Origin of the sequence: Actinoplanes sp. KI2 (assembly GCF_025630775.1) — a bacterium.
In the GTDB taxonomy this organism is placed as follows: domain Bacteria; phylum Actinomycetota; class Actinomycetes; order Mycobacteriales; family Micromonosporaceae; genus Actinoplanes.
In genome coordinates, this window is the sequence record NZ_JAOSZE010000006.1 from 65,702 (window position 1) to 87,047 (window position 21,346).

The window sequence follows — 21,346 nt, forward strand, 5'->3', positions numbered from 1 at the left end:
GGCGATGAGCAACGAGATCACGTACAACCGGATCGCGATGCTGCGTGCCGAGCGCGGCATCTCGCGGCGGCAGCTCGCCGACGCTCTCGGGGTGCACTACCAGACGGTGGGCTACCTGGAGCGTGGCGAGTTCAGCCCGAGCCTCCACCTGGCGCTGCGGATCTGTGCGTACTTCGAGGTGCCGGTCGAGGTGGTGTTCTCCCTCGACCCGTTCCCGCGGCTCGGCGCGGAGTCCAACGGCGCGTCGCGACCGGCGTAGATTTCGGGAGAGGTTCTAGAAGATGGGATTCTTCCGTGCGTTTCGCCCGTTTTGTCCATGCTGGCGGTGTCTCCTTCGGCGTCGTCGAGGGTGACGGCTCGTCCGGCCTGACCGTCGCCGAGATCGGCTCGCTGCCGTTCGAGAAGGTGCAGTTCACCGGCCAGCGGTGGGCGCTCGCCGACGTACGCCTGCTCGCGCCGATCTTCTCCAGCAAGGTGATCGGCGTCGGGCGCAACTACGCCGACCACGCCGCCGAGTTCGGCAACGAGGTGCCCAAGGAGCCGCTGATCTTCATCAAGCCCTCCACCTCGGTGATCGGGCCGAACGACGCGATCCGGCTGCCCCCCGCGTCGCAGCGGGTCGAGGAGGAGGCGGAGCTCGCCGTCGTGATCGGCGCCACCGGCGCCCGCCGCGTCGACCGGGCCGGCGCCGAGAAGGCGATCTTCGGCTACACGATCGGCAACGACGTCACCGCCCGCGACCTGCAGCGCAAAGACCCGCAGTGGACCCGCGCGAAGGGCTTCGACTCGTTCTGCCCGATCGGCCCGTGGATCGTCACCGACCTCGACGTGAGCGACCTCGAGATCCGTTGCGAGGTCGGCCGCAACCCCGAGGCCATGGAGGTACGCCAGATCGGCCGCACCAAGGACATGGTCTTCGACATCCCGACCCTGGTCTCCTACGTGTCGCACGTCATGACCCTGCTGCCCGGCGACATCATCCTGACCGGCACGCCGGCCGGCGTCAGCGAGCTCACCGTCGGCGACACCTGCTCGATCACCATCCAGGGCATCGGTGCGCTGACCAACCCGGTGGTTTCCCTGGAGTGAGGATCCTGGTGACCGGCGCCACCGGCAACATCGGCCGGATGGTGGTCGACGAGCTGCTGGCGCTGGGCGCCGACACCGTACGGGCGCTGACCGTCGACCCGGCGCGGGCCGCGCTGCCCGCCCGCGTCGAGGTCGCCCGCGGCTTCCTCGGGCGGCCGGCGACGCTGCCCGCCGCGTACGCGAACGTCGATGTGCTCTATCTCGCACCACACCTGCCGACCGCCGCCGAGGCATGCCGGCTGGCCGCCGACGCCGGCATCAGCCGGATCGTCGACCTGGCCGGCCCGAAGGGCGCCCACTGGCAGGGCATCGAAGACGCGGTCGAGGCGTGCGGCGTGCCGTTCACCCACCTAGAGCCCGGCGAATTCATGTCCAACGCCACCCTGTGGGCGCGCCAGATCAAAACCGGCGACGTCGTACGCGACACCTGCGGCGACGCGGTCAACGCCCCGATCGCGCAGGAGGACGTCGCCGCGGTCGCCGCCCGGGTGCTGCTCTCCGATGTGCATGCCGGCCGCTCCTACGAACTGACCGGCCCCGAGGCCCTCAGCCGGCGGCAGAAGGTCGAGCTGATCGGGCAGGCGCTCGGACGTGAGCTTCATTACGTCGAACTACCACGCGACGAGGCGATCGCCGAGCTCACCCAAGACATGGGCGCCCACGCCGCCTGGTACGTCGACGGCCAGCAATCCCTGCGCGAACACCCCCAGGCGGCAGTCCCCACGGTCCCCGCACTGACCGGCCGACCTGCGACAACGTTCCTCACCTGGGCCCGCAAGCACGCCAATCTGTTCCAAGATTCGTAACCCGATTTGGTGCGCCCCGGGTGGTCAGGTAAAGTTCTCACTCGGCACGGCGAGCGAAACGGCAAGCCGGGCCAATGGGGTATGGGGTAATTGGCAGCCCGACTGATTCTGGTTCAGTTAGTCTAGGTTCGAGTCCTGGTACCCCAGCGCTACCAATCCGCGAAGGATGGTGGAGCTGGACTTCTGATAGAGTTCGGCCCGCCGCTGAAGCAGAGCGGAGCAAGAAAGTCCTGGCCCCGTCGTCTAGCGGCCTAGGACGCCGCCCTCTCAAGGCGGTAGCGAGGGTTCGAATCCCTTCGGGGCTACATTCTGGGTGACCCCTGTCGGCAGACTGCGCCGACAGGGGTCTTTCCGCATACCTACCTGGGGGCCGAGCCCCCAGACCCCCACGGTGCGCGACCTTACGCTGGGCGGGGCTTTTGGGGCTTCGCCCCTTGCCCCCACTGGTCAGGGCGAGTGAACTCCCACCGTCACGGCGTGGCCGTCCACTGGTCGGGGTGAGTCGGCCCCGACTTGTCAGGCGGCGACAAGTCAGGTCACGTTGGGTCAAGTTGGGTTCGAGGTGGGGTTGGGGTGGCGCAGCCGCCCAGAAGGGCCCCAAAAGGGCCCCAGAAGGGCCCCAGATGGGCCCCTGGTGGTGATCTCCTCGCGACGGCAGCCCTAGCGCCATCTCAGGGTGGGTGGGAGCGCAACCGGGGTGTGGTTGCGCTCCCACCCACCCTGAGATTCCCTACGGCCGCCGCCGCGAGGAGATCACCACCCACCGCAAGAAACCCGGGATGCATCTCCGAGCGCTCGGCCGGGGTGCGGGGCGGAGCCCTGCGGTCTTAAGCCCGACCGGGGCGGTGTTCGCGGATCCAAGCCTCGACGTCGTCCGCTCGCCACACCTTGCCGAGACTCAGCTCCGCGATGGGCTTGGGGAACGTCGGGCCGGCGGTCAGCTGGTGGGCTCGTTGACGGCTGATGCCGCCCAGGCGGATGCGGATCTCGTGGGTGCCCAGCAAGTGCGGGCGCGACTGTGGGGCCATACTCATGACTATAGGCGCGCCGCTATAGTCAGACAACTAGGTGCGACATAATCTGTCGATGGCTGACATTGGGGTCCGTCGGGTCGATCTGGGGTACTTCGTTCGGCCTGCCGAGGAGGCGGGGACCGAGTTTCCTCGGGTGGAGCCCACGCTGGGCTACCTGATCGAGCATCCGGCGGGTGTGGTGCTGGTCGATACCGGGATGGGGCGCCATCCCGAGGTGGACGCGCGCTATCGGCCTCGGCGGATTCCGCTGGCCGAGGCGCTGCGGTCCGCCGGGGTCGAGGCCGATGACGTCGACTACGTGGTGAACTGCCACCTCCACTTCGACCACTGCGGGGGCAACCCGGAGCTGGCCGGACGGCCGGTCTTTGCCCAGCTGGCCGAGATTCGGCTGGCGCGTACCACCGAGCACACGATTCCGGAGCTGATCGACTTTCCGGGGGCGCGCTACGAGGAACTGGACGGGGAGGCCGAGATCCTGCCGGGGGTGGTGATCGTGCCCACGCCGGGGCACACGGCCGGGCACCAGTCGGTGGTGGTGAGCCGGCGGGACGGGACCGTGGTGGTGGCCGGGCAGAGTCACGACAACGCGACGCTCTTCACCGGGGACGTGCTGTCCCAGCGGGCGGGCGTCGGGCGTCACCCGGTCTGGATCGACCGGCTGCTCGCCTTCGATCCGCGCCAGGTGGTGTTCGCCCACGACAACGCGGTGTGGATGCCGTAAGCCGCAGGCCAGGTGTGCCCCTTCGGGCGGCCCGGCGGTGCCCCTTCTTACAGGCCGGAGAGGCGCTGGCCGGCGCGGACCACGGCCATCGCGTGGCGCTCGCCGGGGCGGCGGCCCAGGCGCTCGATCGGACCGCTTATGGAGATGGCGGCGATCACCCGGCCGGTGCGGTCGCGGATCGGGGCCGAGACGCTGGCCACACCGGGCTCGCGCTCGGCGACGCTCTGCGCCCAGCCGCGGCGGCGCACCTCGGCCAGGGTGCGGCCGGTGAACTTGCAGCGGGGGAGCAGCGGCATGACCGCCTCGGGCGGCTCCCAGGCCAGCAGGATCTGGGCGGCCGAGCCGGCGGTCATCGGCAGCACCGAGCCGACCGGGACGGTGTCCCGCAGGCCGCTCGCGCGCTCGGCGGCGGCGACGCAGATGCGCTCGTCGGCGCGGCGCAAGTACAACTGCGCGCTTTCCCCGGTCGCGTCCCGCAATGCGGACATCAGCGGCTCGGCGGCGGTCAGCAGAACGTCCGGTGCGGCGTTCGCCAGCTCACCCAGCCGGGGGCCCGGGCGCCAGCGTCCCTGCGTGTCCCGGACCAGCATCCGGTGGATCTCCAGGGCCTGGGCCAGGCGATGTGCCGTCGCCCGGGGCAGCTTCGTACGGTCGACGAGCTCGGCCAGGCTGGCGCCGTCGACACACGCCGCCAGGATGACTACCGCCTTGTCGAGAACGCCGACACCGCTCATACTGTGTCCCACAAGCCGAAACATACCTCCCAGAATTTAGGATGTCCAGATGGTGGGAGTCACTCCGAAGCCTCGGACCTTGGCAGAGAAGGTCTGGGATGACCATGTCGTCCGGTCTGCCGAGGGTGAGCCTGATCTGCTCTACATCGACCTGCACCTGCTGCACGAGGTGACGAGCCCGCAGGCCTTCGACGGCCTGCGCCTGGCCGGCCGGCAAGTGCGTCGCACGGATCTCACGCTCGCGACCGAGGATCACAACACCCCGACCGGGTACGCGGATCCGGCGTTCAACAACCGTCGCGGCGAGCTGTTCACGATCGCCGACACGGTGTCCCGCACGCAGATCGAGACGCTGCGCAAAAACTGTGCCGAGTTCGGCGTGCAGATCCGCCCGCTCGGCGATGTGCAGCAGGGCATCGTGCACGTCATCGGCCCGCAGCTGGGCCTCACCCAGCCCGGCCTGACCATCGTCTGCGGCGACTCGCACACCGCGACCCACGGCGCGTTCGGCGCGCTCGCCTTCGGCATCGGCACCAGCGAGGTCGAGCACGTGCTCGCCACCCAGACGCTGCCGCAGGCGAAGCCGAAGACGATGGCCGTCACCGTGGTCGGCGAGCTGCGCCCGGGCGTCAGCGCGAAGGATCTGATCCTTGCCCTGATCACGCAGACCGGCACCGGCGGCGGCAACGGCCACATCGTGGAGTACCGCGGCGAGGCCATCCGCAAGCTCTCCATGGAGGGCCGGATGACCATCTGCAACATGAGCATCGAGTGGGGCGCCAAGGCCGGCATGATCGCGCCGGACGAGACGACCTTCGCGTACCTCGAGGGCCGGGAGCACGCGCCGCAGGGCGAGGCGTGGACCGCCGCGGTGGAGCACTGGAAGACCCTGGTCACCGACGAGGGCGCCGAGTACGACACCGAGATCGTCCTGGACGCCTCGGCGGTCAGCCCGTTCATCACCTGGGGCACCAACCCGGGCCAGGGCGCGCCGCTGGACGGCGTGGTGCCGGACCCGGAGGAGTTCGTCGAGGAGACCGACCGCAACGCCGCCCGTCGCGCGCTGGCGTACATGGACCTCACGCCGGGCACGCCGTTCCGCGACGTCGAGGTGGACGTGGTCTTCGTCGGCTCGTGCACCAACGGCCGGCTCGAGGACCTGCGCGCGGCCGCCGACGTGCTGCGCGGTCATCGGGTGCACGACGGCGTCCGCATGATGATCGTGCCCGGCTCGTACCAGGTGCGCGAGGCGGCCGAGGCGGAAGGCTTGGACAAGGTCTTCACCGAGGCGGGCGCCGAGTGGCGCTTCGCCGGCTGCTCGATGTGTCTGGGCATGAACCCGGACACGCTCAGTCCCGGCCAGCGCGCCGCGTCCACGTCCAACCGCAACTTCGAGGGCCGGCAGGGCAAGGGCGGGCGTACGCACCTGGTCTCCCCGCAGGTCGCCGCCGCCACCGCCGTGGTCGGCCGGCTCGCCGCACCGGCCGACCTCGACTCGGCCGACCTGTAACGGGAGAGACCAGATGGACAAGTTCGTCACCCACAGCGGCAAGGTTATGCCCCTGCGCCGCTCTGATGTGGATACCGACCAGATCATCCCGGCCGTGTACCTGAAGCGGGTCACCCGCACCGGGTTCGAGGACGGCCTGTTCAGCGCCTGGCGCGACGATCCGTCGTTCGTGCTCAACAACGCGGCCCATGCGGGCGCCACGATCCTGGTGGCCGGCCCCAACTTCGGCACCGGCTCGTCCCGGCAGCACGCGGTCTGGGCGCTGCGCGACTGGGGCTTCAAGGTGGTCATCGCGGCCCGGTTCGGCGACATCTTCCGCGGAAACGCGCTCAAGGAGGGCCTGCTGCCCGTCCAACTCGATCAGAAAGCGGTCGAGGCGCTCTGGGACATGGCCGACAGCGAGCCGGAAAAGCAGATAACCGTGGACCTCGGCGCCCGTCAGGTCCGCGTGGACGACGCCTCCTGGCAGTTCCCGATCGACGATTTCAGCCGATGGCGGCTCATGGAGGGCCTCGACGACATCGGACTGACGTTGCGACACGAGGATGCGATCACCGCGTACGAGAGGAATCGCCCGGCCTTCAAGCCGGTCGTCGGCTGACCCGCAAAACCCTGTCAGCACTGCGTTTTTCGCCCCCGTCATATCCCTGGCGGGGGCGAATTCGTTGCAACACAAGGGTTTTTTTTCCACTAATGTTTGTGTCTGCTGGTCAAAGGGCATACGGTGCGCGCAGAATGGCCCACGTTGGGCCAATCTCACGTTCGGGAGGAAAACCGTGAACAAGGCCGAGCTCATCGAGGCGCTCGCCGCCCGACTGGGAGACCGGAAGACGGCGACGGCGGCGCTGGATGCGGTCATCAGCGAGGTGCAGAACGCTGTTGCCAAGGGCGACAAGGTGGCCATCACCGGCTTCGGCTCCTTCGAGAAGCGGTTGCGCAATGCGCGCACCGCGCGTAATCCGAGGACCGGCGAGACGGTGAAGGTGAAGAAAACGTCGGTGCCCGCGTTCCGGCCCGGCACGGCCTTCAAGGACATGGTCGCGTCCGGCAAGGTTGCGAAGGCGGCCCCGGTGAAGAAGGCGACCACGACCACGGCGGCGGCCAGGAAGACCGCCACCGCGGCCAAGACGGCGTCGGCGAGCAGGACGGCGGCGGCCAAGAAGACCACCGCCACGAAGGCCGCTCCGGCAAAGTCGGCCGCCAAGGCCGCACCGGCGAAGAAGACGGCGACCGCGAGCAGAACAGCGGCGGCCAAGAAGACCACCGCCACCAAGGCCGCACCCGCCAGGACCGCGGCCGCCACGAAGTCCGCCGCGGCCAAGAAGACCACGGCGACCAAGGCCGCTCCGGCCAAGACGGCAGCGGCGAAGAAGACGACGGCGACCAAGGCGGCGCCGGCGAAGAAGACGGCAACCGCGACCAAGACGGCAGCGGCCAAGAAGACCACCGCCCGCAAGACGACGACGGCCGCGGCCGCCACACCGGCTCGCTCCCGGGCAAACACCTCGGCGGCGCGCAAGACCCGCTGACCGAGCCTTCTCATCGCCGCGTAGGCGGCGCGTCAGGCGTCCACCCTTAAGGTGGACGCCTTTCGTGTGTTCCGGCGCGGAAACGGCCGCTGAGCCTACCTTTCGGGGCATGCAGCGAGAAGCTACCCCGCGGGGGCTGGTCGGCCGGTCGCTGGTCGCCGTGCTGCTGTTTGCGCTCGCGGTCGTGCCGGGATGGACCCTCGGGCGACTGGCCGCCGCCTGGACCGGCAACGGGCTGCTCGACTGGGTCGTCACCGGCGCGTGCGGCGGCCTCGCCGTACGCGTCCTGGCGCCGTGGGGTTCCTACCGGGCGCGGGACGGGTGGCTCGGCGTGATCCCGCTCTACGGCTGGTATCTCATCTGCGTGCTGTGCTGGCGGGTGGCGCTGCTGCCCTATCGCGACTGGGAGCCGCGGCCGGACGAGCTGTGGCAGGCCCGCTGGCTGACCGGGGATCGGCTCGGGCTGTGGCGAACCGATCCGGTGTCGCGGTCCGAGCGAGCGAGCCGGGCTAAAGCCGGGACGCGTCCAGCAGCCGGTCACCGGCCCAGGTGAGCAGCCAGCCGTCGCCCTTCAGCGTCTTGTAGGGCTCCGGGTCGGCCTCGTCGTGCAGAGTGGCCAGCAGCGTCGGCATGATCTTGCCCTGGCTGCAGACCACCAGCGGGCCGTCGCCGCGCAGGTCGAGCAGGCGCTGCGCGGCCAGCTTGGCCTTGGCCGGCGCCTCCTCGGCCAGGGCCGGCTCGGCGAATGCGCTGTCCTGCACGATCGGTGTGCCGCCCAGCCGTACCGCCAGCGGTTCCAGGGTTTGCTTGCAGCGCAGCGGCGATGCCGAGATCAGCCGGTCCGGCCGCAGCAGAGCGAGCACCTCGCCGATCCGCTCGGCCTGCTGGCGGCCGCGCTCGTTGATCGGCCGCAGCGCGTCGTTGCCCTTCCACTCCTTGCGTTCCCCGGCGTACGCGTGCCGCACCATCGCGACCACCGCGGTGATCGGTGGCAGCGCGGCGGCCCGGTCGAGCACCACCCGCTCGTCGGCGTAGCTGAGCCGCTCCCGTGCCGCCGCGGGCGAGAGCCAGGCCAGCTCGTCGACCTCGGCGGTGTCCACCACCGGCCCCTCGCCGGCCAGCCGCATCAGCCAGAAGTCGACCGTCTTCGGGGTTCCGTCGGGCAGGTCGTAGGCGAGCGTCGGCAGCTTGAGACGCGGCAGGCCGACGCAGCCGGTCTCCTCGGCCACCTCGCGGACCGCGCCCGCCAGCGGGTGCTCGTCGCCGTCCAGCTTGCCCTTGGGCAGCGCCCAGTCGTCATACCGCGGGCGATGCACGAGGCACACCTCGATGCCGTCGCCGGCCGGGCGGTAGAGCACCCCGCCCGCGGCCCGTACCGGCTCCGGCATCAGGCCGCCTTGCCGATGATCCGCCGCAGCAGCGCCTCCTGCAGGTGCATGTGCTGGTCGGACGGGCCGAACGGGCGGCGGTGCCAGGTGCCGTCGCCGTCCAGGTCCCAGCCCTCGCTCTCGTCGCTCATCGCCAACTCCAGGACGGAGCGCAGGTCGCGCTGGGCGGACGGGAGCGTGACCCGCACCAGCGCCTCGACCCGGCGGTCGAGGTTGCGGTGCATCAGGTCGGCCGAGCCGATCCAGTACTCGTCGTCGTCGCCGGCGCCGAACCGGAACACCCGGGAGTGCTCGAGGAACCGGCCCACGATCGAGCGGACCCGGATGTTGTCCGACAGGCCGGGCACGCCGGGCCGCAGCGCGCACATGCCGCGGATGATGAGATCGACCTTCACCCCGGCCTGCGAGGCGCGGTAGAGCGCGTCGATGGTCTCCTCGTCGACCAGCGAGTTCACCTTGAACTGCACGAGCGCCTCGCCGCCGGCCCGGGCGATCTCGGCCTGCTGCTCGATCCGCGCGACCAGACCGGCGCGCACGCCGTGCGGTGCCACCAGCAGCCGGCGGTACTGCCGCTGGCGGCTGTAACCGGTGAGCACGTTGAACAGGTCGGTGACGTCGGCGCCCACCTCGGGATCGGCGGTGAGCATGCCGAAGTCCTCGTACAGCCGGGCGGTCTTGGGGTGGTAGTTGCCGGTGCCGATGTGGCAGTACCGCCGGATCTGGTTGCCCTCCTGGCGTACCACCAAAGCGGTTTTGCAGTGGGTCTTGAGGCCGACCAGGCCGTAGACGACGTGGCAGCCGGCCCGTTCCAGGGTGCGCGCCCAGGCGATGTTCGCCACCTCGTCGAAGCGTGCCTTCACCTCGACCAGCACGACCACCTGCTTTCCGGCCGCGGCCGCGTCGACCAGCGCGTCGACGATCGGCGAGTCGCCCGAGGTGCGGTACAGCGTCTGCTTGATGGCCAGCACGTTCGGGTCGGCGGCGGCCTGCTCGATGAAGCGCTGCACGCTGGTCGAGAACGAGTGGTACGGGTGGTGGACCAGGATGTCGCTCTCCCGCAGCCGGTTGAAGACGCTGCGCGGGACCTCGCCGTCGGCCAGGTGCGGGTGGGTGGCCGGCACGAACGGGCGGTCCTTGAGGTCGTCCCGGTCGCACTCGCCGTACACCTGCCAGAGCGCGGACAGGTCGAGCAGACCGGGTACGCGCAGCACGTCCTGGCTGTCCATGTCGAGCTCGCGAACCAGGGTGTCGAGCACGTGGTCGCTGATCGAGGCGGCCACCTCGAGGCGGACCGGGGAGCCGAACCGGCGCTGGGCCAGCTCCCGCTCGAGGGCCTGCAGCAGGTCCTCGTCGCGGTCCTCGTCGACCTCGAGCTCGGCGTTGCGGGTCACCCGGAACAGGTGCCACTCCTGTATCTGCATCCCGGAGAAGAGCTGGTCGAGGTGGACCGCGATGAGCTCCTCGAGGGGCAGGAAGCGGGCGCCGCGGCTGTCGTTCTGCACGGTCACGAACCGCGGCACGTTGTTCGGCACCTTGATCCGGGCGAAGAGCTCGGAGCCGCCGTCGTCGGGGTCGCGCAGCACCACGGCGAGATTCAGCGACCGGCTGGAGATGTACGGGAACGGGTGCGCCGGGTCCACCGCGAGCGGGGTCAGCACCGGGAAGACCTGCTCCCGGAAGTACGTCCGCAGCCGCTCACGCTCGGCCGGGCCCAGATCGCCCCAGGTCACCGTTTCGATGCCCTCGGCGGACAGCTTCGGCCGGACCTCCTCGGTGAAGCAGGCCGCGTGCCGGGTGACCAGGTCGGCGGTCCGCTCGTTGATCATCTCGAGCTGGTTGCGGAGCGAGGACCGGTCGCCGCCGCGCATCGGCAGGCCGGCGCTGAGCCGCCGCTTCAGCCCGGCCACCCGGACCATGTAGAACTCGTCCAGGTTGCTCGCGAAGATCGCCAGGAACTTGGCCCGCTCGAGCAGCGGCGTATTCGCATCCTCGGCCAGCGCCAGGACGCGCGCGTTGAAGTCGAGCCAGGAGAGCTCGCGGTTGAGGAAACGATCCTCGGGCAGTTCGGGGGCGGTGTCCAACTCGAAGACCTCGTCCGTCGCCGTCGACTCGACGGCGTCCGCCATGTCCGTCATGAGGTGCTCCGTCGGGGGCTGGCTGGGATTTTCTTCCTCGCTCCGGGGCAGGAAACGGCCGTTGGGGCCACGCCGGCGACTTTCGGGGATCCGGGCGGAGGTCTGCATCGCTCCATCATCGCCGTTTCCGGTGAAACGTGAAACGAACGAAGAGTCGATCACTTAACCAATCCCCGAGATTCCCACACGGTGGACGACCCCTGTGACCTCGGTCTCTATCACCACGCGTTGGCCGAGGCGAAGCAGCCGCAGCCCCGATCGCTGGAACGCTTCAGCACCGAAACCCAGCTCGGTGCCGTCGTCGAGGAGGAGGATGCCGGTCCGCTTGTCCGGATCGAAGGTGGCGACAGTGCCCTGCATGCTCTGCACGCTACCCGGGATCAGGCGGCGGGGACGCAGCTCACCGCGAGTCCGAGATCACGCAGCAGGGCGCAGGTGTGCCGACCGGCGCCGAGAGCCAGCACGAGGGCCAGGTCGGCGGGCGTGTCCACGTCCTGCCGCAGACCCGGCCAGTCGCCGGTCAGCGGGGTCGCACCGGACGTCGCGTGCGCCACCGCCGAGCCCAGGCCGAAACGCGGGTCCAGCGGCTCGCCGGGCGGAGCCGCCAGCAACACCGTGCCGGTGCCGGCCGCGTCGGCCACGAAGCTGCGCCCGGTGGCCGCGCCGAGCGCCGCATCCAGCTGCTCGGGACGCAGCGCCGGCAGGTCACCGGCCAGCACCGCGCGGAACCGGCCGAGCCCGGCCACCTCGTCGGCGCCGAAGCGCATCGCCGCGTTCAGGTCGGCGCCGGGCCGGTCGGGCACCACCGTGGCGCCGAGCACGGTCACCGCGGCCGCGACCACCGGATCGTCGGTCACCACCAGCAGCTCGGCCACCGCCGAGCCGGCCAGCACCGCCGACACCGTGTCGCGCACCATGGCCAGCGCCAGGTCGGCGTGCCGGGCCGCGGGCACGGCGCCGCGCAGCCGGGTTTTCGCCGCGCTCAACCGTTTGACGGGGATGATCGCCGTCCAGTCCCGTACCATCCGGCCAAGTCTGCCAAAGAGCGCGCCGGGCGACCCCTGCCTGGTCCCGGCGCGCCCGAGCAGGCATGATTCGTCCGGAGGTTCGGGCCGCGGTGGGGACACGCCGCGGGTAGGGCAGGAGGGGCCGTGGCGCAGCGCAGGCTGGGATTCTGGCGGCGTTTCGCGGTCGTGTTGGTGCTCCCGGTGATGAAGGTCTGGACCAAGCGGACCTGGACCGGGCTGGAGAACATCCCGGCGACCGGTGGCGTGATCATCGTGCCGAACCACGCGTCGCACTTCGACCCGCTCGTGGTGGCGCACTACATCTACGGCGCCCGCCGCTGGCCGCGCTTCCTGGGCAAGGCGAGCCTGTGGAAGGTGCCGGTCATGGGGCCGTTCCTCCGCAAGGTCCAGCAAATTCCGGTGGAACGCGGCAGTGTGGAGGCGGTGAAGTCGCTGGACGCGCTGGTCGAGGCCCTCAATGAGGACGGCGTCGTGGTGATCTACCCGGAGGGCACGACCACCCGCGACCCCGACCTGTGGCCGATGCGCGGCAAGACCGGCGCGGCCCGGCTGGCCCTGCTCACCGGCGCGCCGGTGATTCCGATGGCGAACTGGGGAGCGCAGACCATCTACGACCCGCGTACCAGCAAACTCAAGATCCGTCCGCGTACGCGGGTGTCGGTCATCACCGGCCCGCCCATCGACCTGTCCCGCTGGCAGGGCGCCACCCCGAGCCGCGCGGTGCTGGAGGAGATGACCGACGCGATCATGCTGGAGGTCCAGGCGCTGGTCGGCGAGCTCCGCGGCGAGCAGCCGCCCGCCGGGCTCTACGACCGGCCGGCCAAACCGGCGACCACCGCCGGCGAGGAGGCGTGATGACCCGGGCCGCCGTGCTGGGCTCGGGTGCCTGGGGCACCGTGTTCGCCAAGGTGCTCGCCGAGGCCGGCGCCGACGTGACGATCTGGGGCCGCCGCCTCGCCGTGGTCGAGGAGATCCGCGATCGGCACACCAACCAGGGCTCCCTGCCCGGAGTGCGGCTGCCCGAGCGGGTCACGGCGACCGCCGACCTGGCCGCCGCGACCGACGACGCCGACCTGATCGCGATCGCCGTGCCGTCCCAGACGCTGCGCGGCAACCTGGCCGGGTGGGCCGGTCACTTCGGTCCGGACGCCACGGTCGTCTCGCTGATGAAGGGCATCGAGCTCGGCACCACGAGACGGATGAGCGAGGTCATCGTGGAGACCGGGCACGTCGAGCCGGAGCGGGTGGTGGTCGTCTCCGGACCGAACATCGCGCCGGAGATCGCCGAGGGCCAGCCCACCACCACCGTGGTCGCGTGCATCGACGAGGAGCGGGCCAAGCGGGTGCAGCACGCGCTCGCGGTGCCCTACTTCCGGCCGTACACCAGCGACGACGTGGTCGGGTGCGAGCTGGGCGGCGCGGTCAAGAACGTCATTGCGCTGGCGTACGGGATGGCCGTCGCGATGGGCCTGGGCGACAACACCCGGGCCTCGCTGATCACCCGCGGGCTGGCCGAGACCGCCCGGCTGGGCGTGGCGCTGGGCGCCGACCCGCTGACCTTCGCCGGCATCGCCGGGCTGGGCGACCTGGTCGCGTCCTGCTCGTCGCCGCTGGCCCGCAACCGCACCTTCGGCGAGCACCTGGGCCGCGGGGAGAGCCTCGAGCAGGCGCAGGCGGCCACCCGGCAGACCGCCGAGGGGGTGAAGAGCTGCCTCTCGATCCGGGACCTGGCTCGGGCGCACGACATCGAGATGCCGATCGTCGAGCAGGTCGAGCGGGTGTGCCACGAGGGCGTGGACCCGCAGGTCGCGGTGAAGCTGTTGATGGGCCGGGAGATGAAGCCCGAATGATCCCGTCCAACCACCCCGCCGCCGCCCAAAACCGGACTGAAGGCCTTCTTGCTGACGGCACCCGCGTGGTGCACGCCGGACTGCCGGAGCCGGTCGTCGGCGAGCCGTTCCTGCCGGGGCCGGTGTTCGCGGCGCCGTACCACCTCGACCCGGTGACCGGGCCGGGGGAGAACGGCTACGGCCGCACCGAGCACCCCACCCGGCGCGCGCTGGAGTCGGCGATCGGCCAGCTCGAGGGCGCGCCCACGCTGGTCTTCTCGACCGGGATGGCGGCGATCACCGGGCTGCTGCTGTCGGTGCTGCGCGCCGGCGACACGGTGGCGCTGCCCGCCGACGGCTATTTCACGGTCCGCGCGTTCGCCGAGGGCACCCTTCGGGACCTGGGCGTTTCCTCGATCACCGTGCCGACCGCCGGGCCGTACCCCGACTTCGAGGGGGTACGCCTGGTGCTGCTGGAGACGCCGGCGAACCCGGGCCTGGACGTGTGCGACGTCAAGGCCCTGGCCGCCGCGGCGCACGCGGCCGGCGCCCTGGTCGCGGTGGACAACACCACGCCGACCCCGCTCGGGCAGAACCCGCTGGCGCTCGGCGCCGACGTCGTGGTCGCCTCCGGCACCAAGGCGCTGACCGGCCACTCCGATGTGCTGCTCGGCTACGTCGCGACCGGCGACGAGGCGCTGTTCGCCAAGGTGGAGACCTGGCGCAAGCAGACCGGCGCGGTGCCCGGCGGGTTCGACTGCTGGCTGGCGCACCGCTCGATGGCGACGCTCGACCTGCGGCTGGCCCGGCAGACCGAGAATGCGGCGGCGATCGCGGCGATGCTGGCGGGCCGCACCGACGTGACCGCGGTGCGCTGGCCCGGCCTGGCGGGGGATCCCTCGTACGCGGTGGCGAAGCAGCAGATGCGCCGCATCCCCGGGGTGGTCTGCTTCGACCTGGGCTCGGCGGAGCGGGTGGGCCGGTTCCTCACCGCGGCCGCGCTGGTCTTCGCGGCCACCTCGTTCGGCGGCGTGCACACCACGGCCGACCGGCGGGCGCAGTGGGGCGACGACACGTCGGCCGGCTTTGTGCGGCTGTCCTGCGGCATCGAGGACACGGCCGACCTCCTCGCCGATCTCAGCGCCGCGCTCGACCAGGCCTGACATCTCTTTGACACTTGCCGACGGGCCGTCCTGGCTCTACGGTTCATTACATGAGTAATGAACCGCAGAACTAGGGAGGCTCGGTGGCATTCGACGACCGCAGCCCGATCTACCTGCAGATCGCCGACGGCATCAAGAACGACGTTCTGAGCGGCGCCCTCGAGGAGGACGAACAGGTCATGTCCACCAACCAGTACGCGGCCTTCTATCGCATCAATCCCGCCACCGCGGCCAAGGGTTTCGCCCAGCTGGTCGACGAGGGCGTGCTCTACAAGAAGCGCGGCATCGGCATGTTCGTCAGCCCCGACGCGCGGGAGAGGCTGCGCCGGGAGCGCCGCAAGCGGTTCTTCACCGACGTGGTCGACCCGATGCTGGCCGAGGCCGAGCGGATCGGCGTCGAGGTCGACGAGATCGTGCGGCACCTCGGCGGTGCCCGATGATCGAGCTGCGCGACGTCTCGGTGCGCTACGGCTCGACCGTCGCGGTCGACGGCATCGACCTCGACCTGCCCACCGGCAAGATCTACGGCCTGCTCGGGCGCAACGGCTCCGGCAAGACCAGCCTGCTCAGCGTCCTCGCCTCGTTCCGTCGCCCGTCGTCGGGCACGGTCCGGGTGGACGGCCGGGACGCGTTCGAGAACCCGGCGGTGATGCGGCAGACCTGCTTCATCCGGGACACCCTCGACACCAACGACTCCGACAAGGTCCGCTCGCTGATGTGCTTCGCGAGCTGGATGCGCCCGAACTGGGACGCCGACTACGCCGCCAAGCTGCTCGACCTCTTCGAGATCAACCCGAGGAAGCGGGCCTCGTCGCTCTCCCGCGGGCAGAAGTCGGCGGTCGGCGTGGTGCTCGGGCTGGCCTCGCGGGCCCCACTGACCATCCTGGACGAGACGTATCTGGGCATGGACGCGGTGGCCCGGGCCGCGTTCTACCGCGAGCTGCTCGAGGACTACCTGGCCCACCCGCGCACGGTCATCCTCTCCACGCACCTCATCGAGGAGGTGGCCGACCTCTTCGAGCGGGTGATCATCATCGACCGCGGCCGGCTGCTGCTGCACCAGGAGACCGACGAGCTGCGCGGCCGCGGGGTCACCGTGACCGGGCCGGCCGCGGCGGTGGACGAGTTCGTGACCGGTCGCACCGTCTTCGGCGAGCAGAGCCTCGGCGGCGTACGCGCGGTCACTCTCGACTGGCGCCCCTCATTCGCCGACCGGCAACGCGGCGAGTCGGCCGGGCTCACCTTCGGCCCGGTCGGCATCCAGGATCTGTTCATCCACTTGACGGGGGTTGCCCGATGAGCGTCCACCAGGCCCTGTTCCGCCTCTACCGGCCGATCATCATCCCGTTCGCGGTCATCATCGTGCTGGCCGACGCGGTCGCGACGGCCGTCGTCGCCCGGTTCACCGACCTCAAATTCAGCATGTGGCTGACCCTCGGCGGGCAGGCCGCGAAGTACTGGATCCTCGTGATCGGCATCATCGTGGTCGCGATGCACCTGCGGCAGTTCGTGGTCAACGGCGCGACCCGGCACGAGTTCCTCACCGGGGCGGCCGCGTTCGGTCTGGTCCTCGCGGTGGCCTGGGCCGTCGCCGTGCCGCTCGGGCACGGGATCGAGAGCGCGGTGCTGGCGGCGGTGGGCGGGCAAGGGTCGGGATACCCGGTCTGGACCGCCGGCGGCGCACTGCTGCGGTTCGGCCAGCAGCTGCCGATCTCGCTGGCCTACCTGGTGTCCGGGGCGATGATCGCGACCGGGTTCTACCGATGGCGGCCGCCGACCGGGCTCGCGGTGATGGTGGCCGGTGCGGTGCCGGCCGTGGTGGCGGACTGGCTGCTCGGGTTCGACGAGTGGGGCGGCCTGCCGCACGGCGTGCCCTACCCGGTGGGGCTGCCGCTGTCGCTCGCGGCCACCGGGCTGGTGGCATGGGCCCTGCACCGCGCGATCGGCGACGTACCCATCCGCCGGACCGCCGGTTAGAGGTGCACCGCTCGCTGGGCGGAGAGCTCGTGCAGCCAATCGCGGGTGACCGGCATCTCCGAGCCGCCGGTCACCCGGCGCAGCGCGTCACCCGGGCCGATGCCCAGTAGCACCAGCGTCGTGCAGGCCAGCAGCGTCGAGCGGCCGATGCCGCCGAAGCACTGGGTCGCCACGAAGCGCCCGGCCCGGACGTGAGCGGCGAGCCGGCCGGCCAGCCCCACCACCTTGGCCGCCTCGTCCCGGGGCAGGCCGCCCTCGGCGATCGGGAACGACACGAACTCCACGCCCAGCCTCGCGGCCTCGGCGGCGGTGCCGCCCAGCCCCAGCCGCTGCTGCTCGGCGGTGGTCAGGGCGGAGACCAGGACGGTGACCCCGGTGTCGGCGAGCTCGCTCAGTCGCTCGGCCGGCCAGCCGTCTCCGCGCGGATGTGCGATGGTGGCAAGCTGGCCGGAACCCATCCCGGCGATCACGTGGAGTGATGCAGTCATTGACTCGCTGTTCCCTTGTCCCGTGGCGGCGGACGGGTGAACCCGTGAGTGGCTAACGCAGAGTAGGGTTCCCCCCGGCATGACCGCTAGCGAGAGGCACGAAGAAAAGTGACGACTCCCCGGAAGACCCGCATCGCGATCGTGTTCGGTGGTCGCAGCACCGAGCACGCCATCTCGTGCGTGAGCGCCGGGAGCATTCTTCGGGCCCTCGACCCGGACCAGTACGAGGTGGTCCCGGTCGGCATCACGCGCGAGGGCGCCTGGGTGCTCGCCGGCGCCGACCCGGCCACCCTGGCGATCAGCGACCGCAAGCTGCCCGAGATCACCACGGCCAGCGGCAGCGCGGTGGTGCTCGCCGCCGACCCGACCGCCACCGAGCTGATCGTGCGCGACCCGGCCGACGGCATCTCCTCGCTGGCCGGCGTCGACGTGGTCTTCCCGGTGCTGCACGGCGCGTACGGCGAGGACGGCACCATCCAGGGCATGCTCGAGATGGCCGGCATCCCGTACGTGGGCGCCAACGTCTTCGCCTCGGCCGCGGCCATGGACAAGGAGTTCACCAAGAAGCTCGCCGCGGTCGAGGGCATCCCGGTGGGGCCGTACGCGGTGCTGCGCGCCGGAGCCTCGCTCAGCGACGCCGACAAGGAGCGGCTGGGCCTGCCGGTCTTCGTGAAGCCGTCGCGGGCCGGCTCGTCGCACGGCATCACCAAGGTGACCGACTGGGCCGACCTGGACGCCGCGATCGCCGCCGCCCGGCGGATCGACCCCAAGGTGCTGGTCGAGGCCGCGATCGTGGGCCGCGAGATCGAGTGCGGCGTGCTCGAGGGCGAGGCCGGCGGCGCGCCCGAGTCGTCGCTGCTCGCCGAGATCCACGTGGGCGAGCACGACTGGTACGACTTCGAGGCGAAGTACCTCGAGGGCGGCCGCTACGACATCCCGGCCGACCTGCCCGCCGCGGTCGCCGCCCGGGTGCAGGAGTACGCCCGCCGCACCTTCGTCGCGCTCGACTGCGCCGGCCTGGCCCGGGTCGACTTCTTCGTCACCGCCGACCACCAGATCTACCTCAACGAGATCAACACGATGCCGGGCATGACGCCGACCTCGATGTTCCCGCTGATGTGGGCGGCCACCGGACTGGAATACCCGAAGGTGGTCGACCGGCTGATCCGCACCGCGCTACGGCGCGGCACCGGTCTTCACTGAGTGCAGCCGGTGGGCACGCCCGCCGCCTTCGACCTCACCGTCTTGACCACGGCATCGGAGAACTCGTTGGCCCACTGCGCGGCCTGCTGGTAGCTGCCCGGCACGGTCACCCGCACGGCGACCTCGCGGTCCATCGTGGTGAAGACGTTGGCGGCCGGCCCCTGCTCGCCCCACCAGCAGACACCGTTCATCGCGTACATCGTGGCGTCCAGCGGCACGCAGCCGGGATGCCCGCCGTCCACCCGCTCGCACATCGTCGGCTGGGCGACGCCGCAGGCGAGCGTGATCGGCGGCTCGCCCCAGGCCGCGTTCTGCTCGGGGCCCTCGGTGACCTTGCGGCCGGGCAGGTCGCGCAGCGTCGTCGGCAGCTGCGAGGTGACCGCGAGGCAGACCTGGCCGGTGTGCGCGTCGAGCTTGGGCGCCGCCATCCGCACCGCGGTGCCGGGCACGACGACGGGCGCGCTCGCGGATGGCGCCGGCGTCGCGGCGTCGCCGGACGGCATGAACTTCCAGACGATCAGGAGACCGGCCACCAGGGCGATCGGCACGGCGACCGCGGCGGCCAGCAATGCGGCGCTGCGCGTCGTCCGGTCCGGTGCCCGGGTTTGCGCAGGCGTCTCCACGTCGACCATGACTCAGAGGTTTACCACGGAGCAGGTGAGCGTCCGCATGATGCCCAGTACGTTCTGGACCTTGCTCACAATGAGGCCGCCGAGGTCGTCGACGGTGTGTGCCTCGGCGAGGACCACCACGTCGTACGGGCCGGTCACCGCGTCGACCCGGATCACCCCGGGGATCTTTCCGATCGCGACGGCCACGTCATGGGCCTTTCCGACCTCTGTTTGGATCAGGATGTATGCCTGGACCACTATCCGCTCCCATCCGCAGCCAGCCGTAACCAGAACGTGAAACTACCGTAAGAATCCACTTGGCTGCGGGACGCCACCGTGGGGACCTCTGTCAGAAGGGATGGCCGTACCGGTGAGCATTGCCGAGATCGGCGAGTTCGGTCTCATTTCCCGGGTTGTTGCCCGGCTCGGCGCCGGCTCGAAGACCCTGCTCGGCCCGGGCGACGACAGCGCCGTGGTGGCCGCGCCCGACGGCCGGGTCGTGGCCTGCACGGACGTGCTGGTCGACGGCCGGCACTTCCGGCGCGACTGGTCCACCCCCGCCGACATCGGTCACCGGGCGGCCGCGGCCAACCTCGCCGACATCGTGGCGATGGGCGCCGAGCCGACCGCGCTGCTGGTCGCGTTCTGCGCGCCGGCAGACCTCGACGTCGCCTGGGCCGAGGAGCTGGCGGCCGGGTTGTCCGGCGAGGCGGCGCTGGTCGGGGCCGCGGTGGTGGGCGGGGACATGTCGTCCAGCCCCACGCTCACCGTGGCGGTGACGGCGCTGGGCGACCTGGGCGGCCGGGCTCCGGTGCTCCGGTCGGGGGCCCATCCGGGCGACGTTCTCGCGCTGTCCGGGCGTACCGGGCATGCCGCGGCCGGGTACACCATCCTGTCCCGTGGATTTCGCACGCCCAAGCTGCTGGTCGACGCGTACCGCCGGCCCGAGGTGCCGTACTCCGCCGGTCCCCGGGCGGGCGCCGCCGGGGCCACCTCGATGATCGACATATCCGACGGGCTGTTGCAGGACCTGGGGCACGTCGCCGCGGCCAGCCTGGTGGCGATCGACGTGCACACGGCCGCCTTCGAGGTGCCCCCGGCGATGCGGGACGCGGCCACGGCGCTGGGCGTCGACCCGTACCAGTGGTTGCTCGCCGGCGGCGAGGATCACGCGCTGGCCGCGACGTTCCCGGCCGGTACGGCGCTGCCGGAGGGGTGGCACGAGATCGGCACGGTGCACGACGGCGCCGGGGTGACCGTCGACCGCAAGCCGTGGAGCGGCGCCACCGGCTGGGATCACTTCCGCTGACCGCGGCTGGGCCGGTCCGGCCGGAGCGGCCTAGAGTCGTCGGGTGCACGAGATCAAGATCAGGATGGTCGACTTCGCGGACCCGGCGGTGCAGGCGCTGCTGGTGGACGTGTTGAACGAGTTGTCCGAGCGGTACGGCGGCAGCGGCGACGACACCCCCATCGCCACGGACGACTTCACCCCGCCGAACGGCGCGTTCTTCGTGGCCGACGACGGCGGCCGGCTGGTCGGCTGCGCCGGTTGGCGGCGGCACGACGAGGACGCCGAGCTGAAGCGGATGTTCACCGCCAAGTCGGCCCGCAAGCGGGGGCTGGGCCGGCGGCTGCTGACCGCCATCGAGGAGTCGGCGCGGGCGGCGGGCTGCCGCCGGCTGATCCTGGAGACCGGGGACCGGCAGCCGGAGGCGATCGCGCTCTACCAGACGGCCGGGTACGCCCGGATCGAGGACTTCGGCTACTACAAGGACTACGCGGACGTGCTGTCCTTCGCCAAGGACCTCTGACACACGTAGCCGCCGGGCCAACGGCCCGGCGGCGGAAGTGTGATGAGCCTCAGCTCAGGCGCGGACGACCTTGCCGGCCTTGATGCACGAGGTGCAGACCTGGAGCTTCTTGGTCGTGCCGCCACCGGCGGGGGTGCGCACCGACTGGATGTTCGGGTTCCAGCGGCGGTTGGTCCGCCGGTGCGAGTGGGACACGTTGTGGCCGAAGCCCGGTCCCTTGCCACAGACGTCGCACACGCTAGCCACGGGGTACTCCTGAGTTTGAAACGAAACTTGAAGGCGCCCAGCGG

Annotated in this window: 27 protein-coding genes and 2 tRNA genes; 19 read left to right on the forward strand and 10 right to left on the reverse strand. The window is 71.0% G+C overall.

The genetic code is table 11. The features are described from left to right. Window positions 1-4: 4 nt before the first annotated feature. The 5 genes from ODJ79_RS07870 to ODJ79_RS07890 all read left to right on the forward strand — a co-directional run bounded on the left by ODJ79_RS07870 (window position 5) and on the right by ODJ79_RS07890 (window position 2,200). Complete coding sequence (locus ODJ79_RS07870; RefSeq protein WP_263022657.1) at window positions 5-259, forward strand: helix-turn-helix transcriptional regulator; 255 nt, start codon at window positions 5-7, stop codon at window positions 257-259. Window positions 260-294: 35 nt separating this feature from the next. Then, the gene (locus ODJ79_RS07875) at window positions 295-1,089 is read left to right on the forward strand and encodes a fumarylacetoacetate hydrolase family protein (protein WP_263022658.1); all 795 of its coding nucleotides are present in this window, start codon (window positions 295-297) and stop codon (window positions 1,087-1,089) included. Beyond that, on the forward strand, window positions 1,086-1,895 hold the full coding sequence (locus tag ODJ79_RS07880; protein WP_263022659.1) for an NAD(P)H-binding protein: 810 nt from the start codon (window positions 1,086-1,088) through the stop codon (window positions 1,893-1,895). Before ODJ79_RS07875 ends, ODJ79_RS07880 begins: the two co-directional genes overlap by 4 nt. A 75-nt stretch (window positions 1,896-1,970) precedes the next feature. Further along, window positions 1,971-2,042 (forward strand) — tRNA-Gln (locus tag ODJ79_RS07885). Window positions 2,043-2,127: 85 nt separating this feature from the next. After that, window positions 2,128-2,200: transfer RNA gene (locus ODJ79_RS07890), tRNA-Glu, on the forward strand. A 522-nt stretch (window positions 2,201-2,722) separates the two neighbouring features. Here the strand turns inward: ODJ79_RS07890 and ODJ79_RS07895 are convergent. Beyond that, window positions 2,723-2,923, reverse strand: coding sequence for a helix-turn-helix transcriptional regulator (locus ODJ79_RS07895; RefSeq protein ID WP_263022660.1), 201 nt, complete (start codon window positions 2,921-2,923; stop codon window positions 2,723-2,725). A gap of 58 nt (window positions 2,924-2,981) precedes the next feature. On the opposite strand from ODJ79_RS07895, the gene ODJ79_RS07900 reads away from it, so the two are divergent. After that, window positions 2,982-3,650 (forward strand): N-acyl homoserine lactonase family protein, encoded by a 669-nt coding sequence (locus ODJ79_RS07900; RefSeq protein ID WP_263022661.1) that lies wholly within the window; start codon window positions 2,982-2,984, stop codon window positions 3,648-3,650. Window positions 3,651-3,697: 47 nt separating this feature from the next. On the opposite strand, the gene ODJ79_RS07905 is transcribed toward ODJ79_RS07900, so the two are convergent. Further along, window positions 3,698-4,384 carry an IclR family transcriptional regulator gene (locus tag ODJ79_RS07905; protein ID WP_030436160.1) on the reverse strand — a complete coding sequence of 229 codons (687 nt, stop codon included), beginning with the start codon at window positions 4,382-4,384 and terminating at the stop codon, window positions 3,698-3,700. A 49-nt stretch (window positions 4,385-4,433) separates the two neighbouring features. Between ODJ79_RS07905 and leuC the strand changes: the two genes are divergently transcribed. The 4 genes from leuC to ODJ79_RS07925 all read left to right on the forward strand — a co-directional run bounded on the left by leuC (window position 4,434) and on the right by ODJ79_RS07925 (window position 7,976). Next, window positions 4,434-5,894, forward strand: coding sequence for a 3-isopropylmalate dehydratase large subunit (gene leuC / locus ODJ79_RS07910; RefSeq protein ID WP_263022662.1), 1,461 nt, complete (start codon window positions 4,434-4,436; stop codon window positions 5,892-5,894). A 13-nt stretch (window positions 5,895-5,907) separates the two neighbouring features. Continuing rightward, entirely contained in the window at window positions 5,908-6,495 is a 588-nt protein-coding gene (leuD, locus tag ODJ79_RS07915) for a 3-isopropylmalate dehydratase small subunit (protein ID WP_263022663.1), read from the forward strand. Window positions 6,496-6,670: 175 nt separating this feature from the next. Continuing rightward, complete coding sequence (locus ODJ79_RS07920) at window positions 6,671-7,423, forward strand: HU family DNA-binding protein (protein ID WP_263022664.1); 753 nt, start codon at window positions 6,671-6,673, stop codon at window positions 7,421-7,423. A 109-nt stretch (window positions 7,424-7,532) separates the two neighbouring features. Then, the gene (locus ODJ79_RS07925; RefSeq protein WP_263022665.1) at window positions 7,533-7,976 is read left to right on the forward strand and encodes a hypothetical protein; all 444 of its coding nucleotides are present in this window, start codon (window positions 7,533-7,535) and stop codon (window positions 7,974-7,976) included. Here the strand turns inward: ODJ79_RS07925 and ODJ79_RS07930 are convergent. The 4 genes from ODJ79_RS07930 to cofC are packed head-to-tail and all read right to left on the reverse strand — an operon-like array spanning window position 7,933 to window position 11,971. Beyond that, window positions 7,933-8,811, reverse strand: coding sequence for an NUDIX hydrolase (locus ODJ79_RS07930; RefSeq protein ID WP_263022666.1), 879 nt, complete (start codon window positions 8,809-8,811; stop codon window positions 7,933-7,935). The genes ODJ79_RS07925 and ODJ79_RS07930 overlap by 44 nt on opposite strands. Further along, window positions 8,811-11,054, reverse strand: coding sequence for an RNA degradosome polyphosphate kinase (locus tag ODJ79_RS07935; protein WP_263022667.1), 2,244 nt, complete (start codon window positions 11,052-11,054; stop codon window positions 8,811-8,813). The genes ODJ79_RS07930 and ODJ79_RS07935 overlap by 1 nt, the downstream gene beginning before the upstream one ends. Before the next feature lie 54 nt (window positions 11,055-11,108). Continuing rightward, window positions 11,109-11,306, reverse strand: coding sequence for a cold-shock protein (locus tag ODJ79_RS07940; protein WP_263022668.1), 198 nt, complete (start codon window positions 11,304-11,306; stop codon window positions 11,109-11,111). A 20-nt stretch (window positions 11,307-11,326) separates the two neighbouring features. Next, window positions 11,327-11,971, reverse strand: coding sequence for a 2-phospho-L-lactate guanylyltransferase (gene cofC, locus ODJ79_RS07945; RefSeq protein WP_263022669.1), 645 nt, complete (start codon window positions 11,969-11,971; stop codon window positions 11,327-11,329). A 126-nt stretch (window positions 11,972-12,097) separates the two neighbouring features. Here cofC and ODJ79_RS07950 point away from each other — a divergent pair, with 126 nt between their 5' ends. From ODJ79_RS07950 to ODJ79_RS07975, 6 genes are all read left to right on the forward strand, one after another. Continuing rightward, the gene (locus ODJ79_RS07950) at window positions 12,098-12,829 is read left to right on the forward strand and encodes a lysophospholipid acyltransferase family protein (RefSeq protein WP_263022670.1); all 732 of its coding nucleotides are present in this window, start codon (window positions 12,098-12,100) and stop codon (window positions 12,827-12,829) included. After that, window positions 12,826-13,824, forward strand: a complete 999-nt coding sequence (locus ODJ79_RS07955; RefSeq protein ID WP_411267281.1) for an NAD(P)H-dependent glycerol-3-phosphate dehydrogenase — start codon at window positions 12,826-12,828, stop codon at window positions 13,822-13,824. The genes ODJ79_RS07950 and ODJ79_RS07955 overlap by 4 nt, the downstream gene beginning before the upstream one ends. Beyond that, entirely contained in the window at window positions 13,821-14,966 is a 1,146-nt protein-coding gene (locus ODJ79_RS07960; protein WP_263022672.1) for a cystathionine gamma-lyase, read from the forward strand. The genes ODJ79_RS07955 and ODJ79_RS07960 overlap by 4 nt, the downstream gene beginning before the upstream one ends. An 83-nt stretch (window positions 14,967-15,049) precedes the next feature. Further along, window positions 15,050-15,406: a GntR family transcriptional regulator gene (locus ODJ79_RS07965; protein WP_263022673.1), complete on the forward strand. Its 357-nt coding sequence runs from the start codon at window positions 15,050-15,052 to the stop codon at window positions 15,404-15,406. Beyond that, a complete protein-coding gene (locus ODJ79_RS07970; RefSeq protein ID WP_263022674.1) occupies window positions 15,403-16,266 on the forward strand; it encodes an ABC transporter ATP-binding protein in 864 nt (287 codons plus the stop codon). Before ODJ79_RS07965 ends, ODJ79_RS07970 begins: the two co-directional genes overlap by 4 nt. Then, window positions 16,263-16,943: a hypothetical protein gene (locus ODJ79_RS07975; protein ID WP_263022675.1), complete on the forward strand. Its 681-nt coding sequence runs from the start codon at window positions 16,263-16,265 to the stop codon at window positions 16,941-16,943. The genes ODJ79_RS07970 and ODJ79_RS07975 overlap by 4 nt, the downstream gene beginning before the upstream one ends. Here the strand turns inward: ODJ79_RS07975 and ODJ79_RS07980 are convergent. After that, complete coding sequence (locus tag ODJ79_RS07980) at window positions 16,940-17,431, reverse strand: hypothetical protein (RefSeq protein ID WP_263022676.1); 492 nt, start codon at window positions 17,429-17,431, stop codon at window positions 16,940-16,942. The two genes, ODJ79_RS07975 and ODJ79_RS07980, sit on opposite strands and share 4 nt — an antisense overlap. 108 nt (window positions 17,432-17,539) lie before the next feature. Between ODJ79_RS07980 and ODJ79_RS07985 the strand changes: the two genes are divergently transcribed. Next, window positions 17,540-18,634, forward strand: a complete 1,095-nt coding sequence (locus ODJ79_RS07985; RefSeq protein ID WP_263022677.1) for a D-alanine--D-alanine ligase family protein — start codon at window positions 17,540-17,542, stop codon at window positions 18,632-18,634. Here the strand turns inward: ODJ79_RS07985 and ODJ79_RS07990 are convergent. Both ODJ79_RS07990 and ODJ79_RS07995 read right to left on the reverse strand, forming a co-directional pair. Further along, window positions 18,628-19,266: a DUF3515 domain-containing protein gene (locus tag ODJ79_RS07990; protein ID WP_263022678.1), complete on the reverse strand. Its 639-nt coding sequence runs from the start codon at window positions 19,264-19,266 to the stop codon at window positions 18,628-18,630. The genes ODJ79_RS07985 and ODJ79_RS07990 overlap by 7 nt on opposite strands. A 3-nt stretch (window positions 19,267-19,269) precedes the next feature. Next, on the reverse strand, window positions 19,270-19,503 hold the full coding sequence (locus ODJ79_RS07995; RefSeq protein ID WP_030436143.1) for an Lrp/AsnC ligand binding domain-containing protein: 234 nt from the start codon (window positions 19,501-19,503) through the stop codon (window positions 19,270-19,272). Between the two features lie 112 nt (window positions 19,504-19,615). On the opposite strand from ODJ79_RS07995, the gene ODJ79_RS08000 reads away from it, so the two are divergent. Next, entirely contained in the window at window positions 19,616-20,554 is a 939-nt protein-coding gene (locus ODJ79_RS08000) for a thiamine-phosphate kinase (RefSeq protein ID WP_263022679.1), read from the forward strand. A 43-nt stretch (window positions 20,555-20,597) separates the two neighbouring features. Beyond that, window positions 20,598-21,056, forward strand: coding sequence for a GNAT family N-acetyltransferase (locus ODJ79_RS08005; RefSeq protein ID WP_263022680.1), 459 nt, complete (start codon window positions 20,598-20,600; stop codon window positions 21,054-21,056). A 54-nt stretch (window positions 21,057-21,110) separates the two neighbouring features. On the opposite strand, the gene rpmB is transcribed toward ODJ79_RS08005, so the two are convergent. Continuing rightward, window positions 21,111-21,302 carry a 50S ribosomal protein L28 gene (rpmB, locus tag ODJ79_RS08010; protein WP_030436140.1) on the reverse strand — a complete coding sequence of 64 codons (192 nt, stop codon included), beginning with the start codon at window positions 21,300-21,302 and terminating at the stop codon, window positions 21,111-21,113. Window positions 21,303-21,346 lie beyond the last annotated feature (44 nt).

Bases quoted from the DNA above. Each gene is read 5' to 3' on its own strand.
- ODJ79_RS07870 (WP_263022657.1), top strand. From the start codon at position 5: ATGAGCAACGAGATCACGTACAACCGGATCGCGATGCTGCGTGCCGAG.
- ODJ79_RS07895 (WP_263022660.1), bottom strand. From the start codon at position 2,923: ATGGCCCCACAGTCGCGCCCGCACTTGCTGGGCACCCACGAGATCCGC.
- ODJ79_RS07900 (WP_263022661.1), top strand. From the start codon at position 2,982: ATGGCTGACATTGGGGTCCGTCGGGTCGATCTGGGGTACTTCGTTCGG.
- ODJ79_RS07905 (WP_030436160.1), bottom strand. From the start codon at position 4,384: ATGAGCGGTGTCGGCGTTCTCGACAAGGCGGTAGTCATCCTGGCGGCG.
- leuC (WP_263022662.1), top strand. From the start codon at position 4,434: ATGGTGGGAGTCACTCCGAAGCCTCGGACCTTGGCAGAGAAGGTCTGG.
- leuD (WP_263022663.1), top strand. From the start codon at position 5,908: ATGGACAAGTTCGTCACCCACAGCGGCAAGGTTATGCCCCTGCGCCGC.
- ODJ79_RS07925 (WP_263022665.1), top strand. From the start codon at position 7,533: ATGCAGCGAGAAGCTACCCCGCGGGGGCTGGTCGGCCGGTCGCTGGTC.
- ODJ79_RS07930 (WP_263022666.1), bottom strand. From the start codon at position 8,811: ATGCCGGAGCCGGTACGGGCCGCGGGCGGGGTGCTCTACCGCCCGGCC.
- ODJ79_RS07935 (WP_263022667.1), bottom strand. From the start codon at position 11,054: ATGCAGACCTCCGCCCGGATCCCCGAAAGTCGCCGGCGTGGCCCCAAC.
- ODJ79_RS07940 (WP_263022668.1), bottom strand. From the start codon at position 11,306: ATGCAGGGCACTGTCGCCACCTTCGATCCGGACAAGCGGACCGGCATC.
- cofC (WP_263022669.1), bottom strand. From the start codon at position 11,971: ATGGTACGGGACTGGACGGCGATCATCCCCGTCAAACGGTTGAGCGCG.
- ODJ79_RS07960 (WP_263022672.1), top strand. From the start codon at position 13,821: ATGATCCCGTCCAACCACCCCGCCGCCGCCCAAAACCGGACTGAAGGC.
- ODJ79_RS07970 (WP_263022674.1), top strand. From the start codon at position 15,403: ATGATCGAGCTGCGCGACGTCTCGGTGCGCTACGGCTCGACCGTCGCG.
- ODJ79_RS07975 (WP_263022675.1), top strand. From the start codon at position 16,263: ATGAGCGTCCACCAGGCCCTGTTCCGCCTCTACCGGCCGATCATCATC.
- ODJ79_RS07980 (WP_263022676.1), bottom strand. From the start codon at position 17,431: ATGACTGCATCACTCCACGTGATCGCCGGGATGGGTTCCGGCCAGCTT.
- ODJ79_RS07990 (WP_263022678.1), bottom strand. From the start codon at position 19,266: ATGGTCGACGTGGAGACGCCTGCGCAAACCCGGGCACCGGACCGGACG.